This window comes from Methylomonas defluvii (assembly GCF_033949435.1).
Taxonomy (GTDB): domain Bacteria; phylum Pseudomonadota; class Gammaproteobacteria; order Methylococcales; family Methylomonadaceae; genus Methylomonas; species Methylomonas defluvii.
Window position 1 is genome coordinate 46,463 of sequence record NZ_JAXARY010000030.1, and the last position, 11,929, is coordinate 58,391.

7 protein-coding genes are annotated in these 11,929 nt (G+C 53.5%); 5 read left to right on the top strand and 2 right to left on the bottom strand.

Going from position 1 to position 11,929, the window contains the following annotated elements; translation table 11 throughout:
• The first annotated feature begins 3 nt into the window (after positions 1–3).
• The 5 genes from QLH52_RS22365 to QLH52_RS22385 all read left to right on the top strand — a co-directional run bounded on the left by QLH52_RS22365 (position 4) and on the right by QLH52_RS22385 (position 10,945).
• The gene (locus QLH52_RS22365) at positions 4–1,380 is read left to right on the top strand and encodes a GGDEF domain-containing protein (RefSeq protein WP_319963011.1); all 1,377 of its coding nucleotides are present in this window, start codon (positions 4–6) and stop codon (positions 1,378–1,380) included.
• A 109-nt stretch (positions 1,381–1,489) separates the two neighbouring features.
• Positions 1,490–4,981, top strand: a complete 3,492-nt coding sequence (gene recC, locus QLH52_RS22370) for an exodeoxyribonuclease V subunit gamma (RefSeq protein WP_319963012.1) — start codon at positions 1,490–1,492, stop codon at positions 4,979–4,981.
• Complete coding sequence (gene recB, locus QLH52_RS22375; RefSeq protein WP_319963013.1) at positions 4,978–8,649, top strand: exodeoxyribonuclease V subunit beta; 3,672 nt, start codon at positions 4,978–4,980, stop codon at positions 8,647–8,649. The genes recC and recB overlap by 4 nt, the downstream gene beginning before the upstream one ends.
• A complete protein-coding gene (gene recD / locus QLH52_RS22380; RefSeq protein ID WP_319963014.1) occupies positions 8,646–10,619 on the top strand; it encodes an exodeoxyribonuclease V subunit alpha in 1,974 nt (657 codons plus the stop codon). Before recB ends, recD begins: the two co-directional genes overlap by 4 nt.
• A gap of 98 nt (positions 10,620–10,717) precedes the next feature.
• On the top strand, positions 10,718–10,945 hold the full coding sequence (locus tag QLH52_RS22385; protein WP_319963015.1) for a hypothetical protein: 228 nt from the start codon (positions 10,718–10,720) through the stop codon (positions 10,943–10,945).
• Positions 10,946–10,947: 2 nt separating this feature from the next.
• Here QLH52_RS22385 and QLH52_RS22390 read toward each other — a convergent pair whose 3' ends face one another.
• Positions 10,948–11,217: a hypothetical protein gene (locus QLH52_RS22390; RefSeq protein ID WP_319963016.1), complete on the bottom strand. Its 270-nt coding sequence runs from the start codon at positions 11,215–11,217 to the stop codon at positions 10,948–10,950.
• Entirely contained in the window at positions 11,214–11,786 is a 573-nt protein-coding gene (locus QLH52_RS22395) for a hypothetical protein (RefSeq protein ID WP_319963017.1), read from the bottom strand. The genes QLH52_RS22390 and QLH52_RS22395 overlap by 4 nt, the downstream gene beginning before the upstream one ends.
• Positions 11,787–11,929 lie beyond the last annotated feature (143 nt).

The following is an 11,929-nucleotide window of genomic DNA, read 5'->3' on the forward strand; positions in this document are numbered from 1 at the left end:
CTCGTGACTGAATTTACAATTTTTCCAACGGTTGGGTCGATTGCGCAAAAACAACTTTTGCGCGCGACGTTAAATATGACTATTCGTTCGGTCTCGCAGTTGATAGACCAGCATAACGTCAGCAGCGTGGTGCTGGAGATCGGCGACGAATATTTTGTATTTTCCGTTGAAGACTTGCTGCGGCATCTGCACGCGGGCGGCAGCAGTGATGCCACCTTGGCTGAATTGACATTACGCAAGATGACCTGCGTTTTCGAAAATGAACGTATTCTGACCGCATTCGAAATCCTTGAAAACAATGGCGACCGGTATCTAGGTGTCGTGGATTCCGCGGAGAGCCTGGTCGGGATATTGACCGATACCGACATTTTATCGGCGGTCGATCCTACCGTTCTGGTGCAAAAGAAAACCATCGGCGAGTTGGTGACCAGAATAGAGCCTGTCACTTTTACCGCAGACTGGATTTTGGACGATGTGCTGAACCATCTGCAAAAAATGGAGGACTCCATCATTGTGGTCGAAGCCAAAATACCGATTGGCATCATTACCACCAAGGATATTTTTAAACTGATTTCCGCTGCGGATACCACCGACAGACCGCTCCTGGAGTACATGACGAGTCCGGTCATTACCACCCAGGTCAGTTCAACTATTCAAGACGCGCTCGCGCAGTTAAAAACCTGTCACATCAAACGCTCCATCGTGGTGAATCAGGAAAACCAGTTGGTAGGCGTCGTTACGCAGAGTGAACTGGTGGGATTTGCCTATGGCACCTGGATTGATTTAATCAAACATCATGCCGGTGAACTCAAAGAGCTGGTGGCTATTCTGGACGCCAAGGCCAAGGGCTTTGAAAAATCCTCGTTGACCGATCCCCTCACCGGACTTGGCAATAGACGGATGCTGGATAAAAGGCTGGCAGATGAAATCGGCCGCATGCGGCGTTACGATGCCCCGGCGTTTTCGCTGTTGCTATTGGACATCGATTTCTTCAAACACATTAACGATACACACGGCCACTTGATCGGCGACGAAATCTTGAAAGCCATCAGTTTGAAACTGATGAGCGTGGTCAGATGCAGCGACGATGCCATTCGTTGGGGCGGGGAAGAATTTGCGATTTTGCTGCCGCATACACTTCTTCAGGATGCCGTCGAGTTTGCAAATCGCTTGCGTACCACGATAGAAGACCATTCCTTCGTCGAGCAGATACAAGTCACTATCAGCATAGGCGTCGGACAGTTTTCCATTACCGAGCACGAAAGCCAATTCCTTGATCGCGTCGACAAGGCGCTATACCTTGCCAAGCATCAAGGCCGCAATCGGGTGGTTGCCGATACCTCGTCTGGTCCGACCCAACATCTTGTCATGCCGATATGAAACGCATAGATAGCTAAGACTGTATTGCGGCTAATTCGCAAGGTCTCGATGGTCCGGTCAAAAGCGGCGATAATAGGCGCACCGCTCCTCTAAACTATTTCAGCCTATCATGCCCGCAGCAGGTCACGCCCACTCCCTAGATAACGGCATAGCCGTGATTCACTCCAATCAACTGGAGGAACTTCGCGATGTGGTCGAGTATTGGCTCAGACAGCATCCCTTGCAGCCACTGGAAAACGAGATTTTTCTGGTGCAGAGCAACGGTATGGGGCATTGGTTGAAGCAAAGTCTGGCGCAAAATTCCGCGCTGGGCATTGCCGCCGCGATGAAGATGCAATTGCCGTCCTTATTTATCTGGAGTGTTTACCGGGCCGTATTGGGCGAGCAGATTCCCACCGAGCAACCCTTAGCCAAAGACCCCTTGATCTGGCGTATATATCGACTGTTGCCGGGCTTGCTGAAACAACCTGGGTTTGAAACGCTAGCCAGTTTTTTGACCGACGACAGCCATTGCCGCAAACGACACCAACTTGCCGAACAACTGGCGGACCTGTTCGATCAATATCAAGTGTATCGCTCCGATTGGGTGTCGGATTGGGCGGCGGGGCAGGATGTGTTGCGCAACGGCCATGGTGAAAGCAAACCGCTACCCAGCGCGCAACTTTGGCAAGCCGCTTTGTGGCGGGCCGTGCTTGAAGATTTGGGCGAAGAGTCCTCGCCGTTTGCCAGTAGGGCGGCGGTGCATGCCCAGTTCATGGCTAGAATCGACACATTGACTGTCCGGCCTGCCGGCCTGCCGCGCCGCGTCGTGTTGTTCGGTCTGTCTTCCCTGCCGCAGCAATCGCTGGAAGTGCTGGCTAAATTGGGGCGGTTTTGTCAGATCGTGTTGTTTGTGCATAACCCTTGTCAGCACTATTGGGCCGACATCATCGAAGACAAGGAACTGCTGAAAGCCGAACGCCGCCGTCAGACGTATAAATCGGGGATGAGCGCGGCATTAAGCGATGCGGAACTGCATCTACAGGCGCCGCCTTTACTGGCCGCCTGGGGTAAACAGGGCCGGGATTATATTCGTTTGCTGGATCATTTCGATGAAACCCAAGCCTATGCCAACTGGCATTGGCCCGATAGTAAAATCGACATGTTCAAGGACTACGGCGAAGCGGGGCAACGGAGTTTGCTGCAACATCTGCAACAGTCGATACTGGATATGGAGCCCTTGCCCGAGCAGCCGGTTTTACTGGCTAGCGCCGATACGTCTATCCAATTTCATATCGCCCATAGTCCGCAACGTGAAGTCGAAATTCTGCACGATCAACTGTTGGCGCGCTTCGATAGTGCGCAGCAAAATGGCAAGCCTTTATATCCGCGCAACATCATTGTCATGGTGCCGGACATCAATACCTATGCGCCGCATATCCACGCGGTGTTTGGGCAAATTCAAAGCGACGATCCACGTTATATTCCCTACAGTCTGGCCGATCAGCAACAGCGTGGGCAAAATCCGCTGCTGCTTGCGGTGGAAGCCTTGCTGAATTTACCGGAATCGCGGTTTGCGGTCAGCGAATTTCTAGGCTTGCTCGAACTGCCGGCCTTGCGATCGCGGTTTAAGATTGACGAAACCGCTATACCTAAACTGCATCAGTGGATCGAAGAATCCGGCATCCGCTGGGGCTTGAACGCCCGGCAGCGCACGGAACGGGTGAGTATGCCCGCAAACTTGCAGGCCAATACCTGGCAGTTTGGGCTGAGGCGCATGTTGTTGGGATATGCGGTTGGCGCCGGTGCCGCATTCGATGAGATTCAACCTTACGAAGAAATCGGCGGCCTGGATGCGCAATGGCTGGGCGGTCTGGCGTTTCTGTTGGAAACGTTGGAAAAATACGCTGAGCTGTTAAGGAAGGAACATGCGCCAAGTAGATGGCAGCAAATATTATCCGAGCTGCTGAGCGACTTTTTTCAGGCAAGCGACGAACGCGAACGAAAAACCCTGGATACCCTGACAAGTTCATTGGCCAATTGGTCCAGGTATTGCGAACAAGCCGGTTTAAACAGTGCGGATTTATTGCCCATTCATGTGGTATGCGAGGCCTGGCTGGCTGGCGTTGACGAACCCTCCTTACACCAACGCTTTCTCAGCGGTCGGGTGAATTTCTGTACTTTGATGCCGATGCGCGCCATCCCGTTTAGACTGATTTGCCTGCTGGGCATGAACGACGGCGATTACCCGCGCAATCAACAGGCCCGCAGTTTCGATTTGATGAGCCAGCGCGGGCAATACCGCCCAGGTGATCGCTCGCGGCGGCAAGACGATCAATATCTGTTCCTGGAAGCGTTGCTGTCGGCGCGCGAACAGCTGTATATCAGTTGGGTAGGGCGCAGTATCCGCGATAACAGCGAGCGGCCGCCTTCGGTGCTGATCAGTCAATTACGTGATGTACTGGCGCAGGGGTGGGCGCTTGCCAATAAACCCGCGTTGTTGGCGAGAATTACCGTCGCGCATCCCTTGCAACCGTTTAGCGAAGCTTATGTGCAAAAAGACCGCGATCCCGGCCTTTTTACCTATGCCAGGGAATGGTTTGTACCAGCCGCCGCTCAGCCGCTTAACGGGCAAATCGTCTCCAGCTCGGATGATAAAACCTACGCCTTGAGCCTGGAATCACTTGCGCGGTTTTTACGCGCGCCGGTGAAAAGTTTTTGTAACCAAACCCTGAAATTTGGCTTTGATAGCCTGGCAGTTACCAGCGAAGACTGCGAGCCGTTTGGAATCGATAATCTGCAAGCCTATTTGTTCAGCAATGAATTGCTTCAGGGTTTAACCGCAGAGCATCCGGACGACTTGGAAGAATACCTATCCAGGCAGCAGGCCGTGATGACGCAGAAAGGCCAATTGCCTTTGGGCGGTTTTGCCCAGGCGAGTTTCTCAGCCTTAGCCGAGCCGGTTACAGCGGCTTGGGAGTGTTATCGCGAGTTGGCTTCGGTATGGTCAGAGGTTTTAGAACCGCATGTGATGCAGCTGGCACCTTTTGCATTGGCAGACGGCGTGACGGTGCAACTGACCGGCGATCTTAGTCAACTGCGCCGGAATGACCGGCAAGTCGGTCTGTTGCATTTGACGGCGCAAAATCTGTTGAATAAGGACAAATCCATCAAGTATCCGAATTTATTTTTGCAGTGGCTGCAGCATTTGGCGGCTTGCGCCGCTAGTTTGCCGGTAAACACCTTAGTTGTCGGGGCCGACACGGTGCTGGAAATGCCGATTGTTGAGCAAGACGACGCTTACCAACAGTTGCAAGATCTGGTTGCTGCTTATCATGAGGGCATGCAAGCACCTTTGCCGGTGGCGTGCCGCACCGCATTTTGCTGGCTTGCCGCCCCGCCGGAAACTGCGCGGGAAAAAGCCCAAGCCAGATACGACGGCGACGACTGGAATGCCGGCGAAGTGCAATACGACGCTTATCTGGCCCGCTTCTTTCCCAACTTTGCCAGTTTGACTGAGTTTGACGCGGATAAGGGCTTTGCTTATTGGGCGGATAATTTGTATCGGCCGATGCTGGCGCATATCCGCGAATTACCAGCGGCAGGAGAGGCGTCGGTATGACCACTGCTATCCCGCTCAACCCCCTCGAATTTCCGTTGTCGGGTACGCGGCTAATCGAAGCCAGTGCCGGCACCGGTAAGACTTACACCATCGCAGCCTTATATGTGCGCTTAATTCTGGGACACCATCCTGATAGCGTCGAACCCAGCCGGTATCTATTGCCGCCGGATATTTTGGTGGTGACCTTCACCGAGGCCGCCACCAAGGAACTGGGGGAACGGATACGCGAGCGCTTGAGCCAGGCCGCACGGTTTTTTCGTCAGCAATTGCCGACGAAGGATAACTTCTTACAAGACATCCGCGCCGCTTATCCCGAAGCAGACTGGCCGGCCTGCGCCCGCCGCTTGGAATTGGCGGCCAACTGGATGGACGAGGCGGCGGTTTATACCATTCATAGCTGGTGTAACCGCATGCTGCAACAACATGCTTTCGATAGCGGCAGTTTGTTCCGGCAGGAAGTCAACACCAACGATACCGAATTGCTGAATGAGGTGGTGCGGGACTATTGGCGCAGTTTTTATTACGACATGTCCAACGACGCCGATTTTGCTAGCCTGTATGCGCTGTTCAAGCATCCGGACGAATTACTGTTGGCGGTACGTTCGCTGCTGGGTAACGCCGAGCCGATACCTTCTAGCTTGGCCGACGGTCAGCCCATCAAGGCCTTGATTGCCGCAGTGGCGTCCATTCGGCAGACTGAGCTGCGGGCTTTAAAGGCGCCTTGGCTCAGCTGGCTGCCGGAAGTGCGCGACCTATTGGAGGCGGCTATAGAAACCAAAGTGCTGCCAGCAAAAAATTACAACGCCACTAATCGCCGCAACTGGCTGGACAAAATCGAGGCATGGAGTCTGGACCCTTTGCAAGATACGCTGGACATAGGCAAGGGTTTTGAGAATCTGTCGCCGGCCGGCATGGCACAATTAGCTAATCCAGGGCAGACGCCGCCGGACCATCCCGGTTTTGCGGCGATTGGCCGCTTGCCCGCGCAACTGGCGGCACTGCCCAGTTTAAAAGTCGAGCTGATCAAGCACGCCGTGCATTGGATCAGGCAGCGTTACGATTTTGAAAAGCAGCGCATCGCCAGGATGACTTTCGACGACATGCTGATACGTCTGGATAACGCGCTGCAAGGCCGCAATGGCGACAGACTAGCGCAGGTGATACGTGAGCAGTATCCTTTCGCGTTGATCGACGAATTTCAGGATACCGACCCGCTGCAATACCGGATTTTTTCCAGGCTCTACGCCACACTAGCCGGCGGAGATTTTGCGTGTTTGATGATCGGCGACCCGAAACAAGCTATCTACTCGTTCCGCGGTGCGGATATTTATACCTATCTTAAAGCGCATAGCGACACCCAAGGCCGGCATTACACCCTGGGCACCAATTACCGTTCCACCCAGGCTTTGGTAGACGCGGTCAATCAGGTGTTTTTGCAAGCCGATAAGCAAGAGCGGGGCGCGTTTCGCTTTAAAACCGAACAGGACAATCCCTTACCTTTTTTGCCGGTCAAGGCCCAAGGTCGCGACGAGGTATGGCTTATCGATAAGCAAGCCGCTCCGGCGTTGACCCTGTGGCATTGGGAAAGCGCGGATGCGGTCGGCATGCCGGCTTATCGCGAAAGGCTGGCGGAGGTGACGGCCAGCCAGATTGTCAAATTACTGAATGCTGCCGATGCCGGGCAAGCCGGGTTTAAATCTGCATCCGGCATGCAGGCCTTGCACCCTGGTGACATCGCTATCCTGGTCCGCAGCGGCACCGAAGCAACGGCGATACGCAACGCCTTGGCGCGCCGCCGCTTGCGCAGCGTTTATCTGTCCGAACGCGATTCCATTTTTGCCAGTGGCGAAGCAGTCGACATGTTGCTTTGGTTAAATGCCCTGGCCGAGCCGCGTAATGAGCGCAAGGTGCGAGCGGCCTTAAGTTCGGCGACCTTTGCTTGGTCTTACCAAGCGCTGCACGCACTCGCCTTGGACGAACCCGGCTGGGAATTGCATCTGGAACGCTTTCTGACGTATCAACAACGCTGGCAACGCGACGGCATTTTGCCCGCGCTGCGGCAATTGATTAACGATTACGGCTTACACGCCCGCCTGGTTGACGACAGCGAAGGCGAACGCTCCATCACCAATCTGCTGCATCTGGCCGAATTGTTACAACGCGCCAGCACGCAGTTGGAAGGCGAGCAGGCGCTGATCAGGTATCTGGCCGAATCCATAGAGGCGGGCGGTAGTCAGGCCGGCGATGACGGCATCATCAGGCTGGAGAGCGATGCCAATCTGATTAAAGTCGTCACGATTCATAAATCCAAAGGCCTGGAATACCCGTTGGTATTTTTGCCGTTTATTTGCAGCTTTCGGGAAGTCGGCGGCCGTTTCAATGCTTACTACCGTTATCACGACGACAACCAGGATTTGCAAATCGACTTGCATAAACAAGAACGCATTAAAGCCATCAGCGACGAAGAGCGGTTGCAGGAAGATTTGCGTTTGCTGTATGTGGCGATGACCCGAGCCCGGCATGCTTGTTGGTTGGGTATTGCGCCGGTCAAATCCGGCAGTACTAAGGATTGCCAGTTGGAGAAATCGGCCATGGGCGCCTTACTTAATTGGCAGGCCAAAATGCCGATCAGCGCCTTAGCCGAGCAACTGCGTGAACTCAAAGGCAGCTGTGACGCGATTTCGATAACGCCCTTACCGGAAATTAACGACGCGCGCTATAGCCCGGTCTTGGTTGAAGAGGGTGGCTTTGATGCGCGTGTGCCGCTCGGCAAAATATCCAGTAACTGGTGGATAGCCAGTTATAGTGCTTTGCACATCGCGGACCACCTGACGCCTGCGGAAGATCAGTCTCGGCTGTTGCCTGAGTTTGAAACCGCCCAAGACGATAAGCAAAACGACGAAGCCGAAATTGCTGCGGCGCTTAGTAAACCTTTGTCCGGTGTCCACGCTTTGCCCAGAGGCGCCGGTCCCGGCGTGTTGATTCATGATCTGCTGGAGGAATGCGCGCAATGGGGGTTTTCCAAGGTCTCGGAAAATCCAGCCTTAAGACAAGAATTGATTCAAAAGCGATTTATCGGCGGCGAATGGGAGAACAAACATGCCGTCATCGCTTCGGCCTTGGCACACTGGTTGAACATGCCCTTGCTGCAGGACGCTAAGCTTAGTTTGGCTGCGCTCGAAACCAATGCCTATCAAGCCGAGCTGGAGTTTCTGCTGGGAGCCGATACCGTGGATACTGAGGAACTGGACCGCTTGGTCTGCCGCCACACCTTCGGCGGACAAGTGCGTCCAAGTTTGTTACCCGGCCAAGTAAACGGTCTGTTAAAAGGTTTTATCGACTTGGTATTCGTGCACGATCAGCAGTATTACGTGGTGGATTATAAATTCAACAGTTTGGGTGCCGACGACGCGGCGTATACCCAGGAGGCCTTGACGGCGGCCATGTTGGCTAAGCGGTACGATTTGCAAGCCTCCTTGTATTTATTGGCCTTGCATCGTTTGCTGAAAGTCAGGTTGGCTGCTGCTTACGATTACGAAACGCACATCGGCGGGGGCCTGTATTTGTTTTTAAGAGGCGCGCCAGGGCCAACGGCGGGACGCGTATTCGATAAGCCAGCCAGGGCATTGATCGAGGGTTTGGATGCTTTGTTTGGAGCATCGTCATGATTCGGCAAACGGCGGTAATCGACAGCATGCAGCAATGGGTAGCGAAAGGCTGGTTGAGTCATTTGAATCGCGCCTTCGTGGGCTTTTTGTTGGATCTCGACCCGGCGGCTTCTGACACTGTGCTATGGGCAGGAGCCTTGGTCAGCCATCAGCTGGATAGAGGCGAAGTGTATTTGGACTTGGCAAAACTCTGTGAGCAGCCGGGGATGACGCTGGCTATTCCGGCCGATGATGCTTGGGCTGTTGAGCAGGATGCGGCGGCGGCCGAATTGGCGCGCTTAAAAGTTTACAGCCTTGAGCTCTGGCAAGCGGCTCTATCGCAATCAAGACTTGTGTCATCAGGAGAAGGCGATACGCCGCTGGTTTTAGCCGGTACCCGGCTGTATTTGCGGCGTTACTGGCGCTACGAACAAATACTGCAATCCCGCGTCGCGCAGCTCTTGCAACCAGCGCGGGACCAGCTGCCGGCGTCCTTGGCGGAACGCTTGCAAACGCTGTTTCCCGCCAGCTCGGAAAGCCCGGACTGGCAAAAAATTGCTTGTGTTCTGGCCTTGCGCGCCCGTTTTGCCATTATCACCGGCGGACCGGGGACCGGCAAAACCACTACCTTGACCAAATTGTTGGCTTTATTGATTGAACTGGTGCAACAGGAGAGCGATAAACCCAGAAATCTGAATATCTTGCTGGCGGCGCCGACCGGCAAAGCGGCGGCCAGGGTCAGCGAGTCGATTGCCAAAGCGCTCAACAGCTTGACTATCGACGAAAGTATCAAACAATGTATCCCGAGAAAAGCCAGTACCTTGCACCGTTTGCTGGGCAGCCGGCATGATTCGCGGCGCTTTCTGCATCATCGCCATAATCCTATCGTCGCCGACATCGTGATCGTCGATGAGGCGTCGATGATAGATCTCGAAATGATGGCGTCGCTGTTGGAAGCCTTGCCGGCAAACACCCAGTTGATCTTGTTGGGCGACAAGGACCAATTGGCATCCGTCGAAGCCGGTTCAGTGATGGGGGATTTATGTCGCGGCGCCGAACACGCGGCCTATGATCAGGAAACGCTAGCGTGGATAAGCCGCTATGCCGGCGAACAGATCAAACCCGCCGCAGTGCCCGGCTCTGCCATCAATCAACAAACCGTTATGTTACGGCACAGTCATCGTTTCGATGCCCACAGTGGCATCGGCCAACTGGCTAAAGCCGTGAATCAGGGCGATGCTTTGCAGGCTCAGGCCATCTTAGCTGATACGGCACGGTACCCGGATTTGCTACCCGAACCGCGCGCAAAATATATTGCTTTACGGCAACACTCAAGCCCGGACGCCGTCAATAGTTTGTTAAGAAAACTGGTGATTAATAGCGGTGACGTGGCCCGCCGAGGTTATGGCTATTATTTGGCGCAAATCCATAATGGCCGGCCGGACAGCGCGGAACGATACGACGCATGGGCCATGCAAGTGTTGACCGCCTTCGATGCGTTTCAAGTGTTGTCGGCATTGCGGAAAGGACCGTGGGGCGTGGAAGGCCTTAATCAGCGCATTGAAGAATGGTTGTTCGCCAAAGCCAAGCAGGCGCTGTGGTACGAAGGCCGGCCGGTGATGATCACCCGCAACGATTACAACCTGGGCTTAATGAACGGCGATATTGGGATTGCGCTGCGAGACAGTAGCGGCAAGCTTAAAGTAGCATTTCCCAGTGCCGATGCCGGTATCGAGCCATCGGCCAATCTGAAAATACGCTGGATCTCGCCAATGCGCCTGCCGGACGTGGAAACCGCTTTCGCCATCACCGTGCATAAATCACAAGGCTCGGAGTTTGCTCACGTGGCCTTGGTCTTGCCGGAAAACATCAGCCCGGTGCTCACCCGCGAATTAATTTACACCGGCATCACCCGCGCCAAACAACACTTTAGCCTATTGGAAAGCAGCGACGGGGTGTTTACTAAAGCTATTTTGACCTGTCGTAAGTAGTCGTAAAGCAAAAGCCCATGTTATTGGATTTTTTAGGTAACACTTTGGGTCATGGATTCACATAGGCTTACGCCGCTGCCGAATGATGGTTTTTGGAAATGGAAAATTCCAAGGCGGAAGTTCGTGTATTTACCTTGAATGTCGGTTTAAAATTTAAATCAGCCATTCAAATAATAAAAGTTGTAGGGTGGATAAGCGAAGCACCATCCACCTATTTGCGTTCCTATGGTGGATGGCGCTTCGCTTATCCACCCTACGGCCCTGCCGTTCCAGTTCGTTTGTCGGACGGACGGTCAGAGGAACACGTTGGATTACAGCATTTCTAAGATCATGAATACCCGCTACGTATTGCCCGCAATGTGTCAATGTCACCAAGAAAAAATCTATCCGCCAATTGATCGTCCTTCATTCTAGGAAATTCATCTTCAATCTTTAACCCAAGCAGTTCTTTTGCTGCCCAGGAACCGGTGGACGCAACTTGCTCAACGAGTTCACGTCTTTCCGTAAGAAGGTAGCTCTTCCATTTTGGAAATCTATGTAATCTGGCAATTGTTGCGTGTCCTAGATTGTCATAGGTCACGCTAGCGCATTCTGTCACACGCATCTTTCCGGGCCGCCTTTCCGCCAAAAGTGCCTTGTAATTTGGGATGGCAGCAAGCAGTTTTTTCTCCAGTAACCACGGAGCTGATGCTTTGCTGACTCGATCTTGAAGCCTCCTTTTTCCATTTTATTCTTCACAACGAAGTCGTCCAAGGCTGCAATTGCTTGCATGTCGATTAAATTGATCAGTTGTTCCTCAGGCGAGGCTATCACTTGCGCCCATGAAATTTCGGGGATGGTAAGCCGTGCGAAGACGTGCAAATCTGCCCCCAACTTTTGAATTGCATTATTCGAGATTACATTGATCTTGGCGATACGCGAGACCGCGTTTGCCGCAAGCAGCACGAGCCGGTATGGCTCGTAGTCTTCGAAGTAAGTAAGGCACTGATCCAAAAAATATTTTATTGATGCATCCAGCTCTGCACCTCCCTGTTTGCCCGGGGCTAGCCATGCCGGAAGCCACTCTACGGTGTCGCGCTTTTCAGCTAATCCCGCCAGATAAGCAGCGGCCTGCGACATGAAGGCGTCGTTGGCGGCCCTGGGGTGGTCAGGGAAGATTCTGTACATAACGTTGAAGCTTCCGGGCATACTAAGGATTTCGCCAAAAATAACTTCCCTGTATTGATACTGTCCCTAACTGGATTTGTAATGGAGAATACAACGACTTGAACCGTGGAAGATGAAAAAGTGACTGGCTACGAACCCGCGAT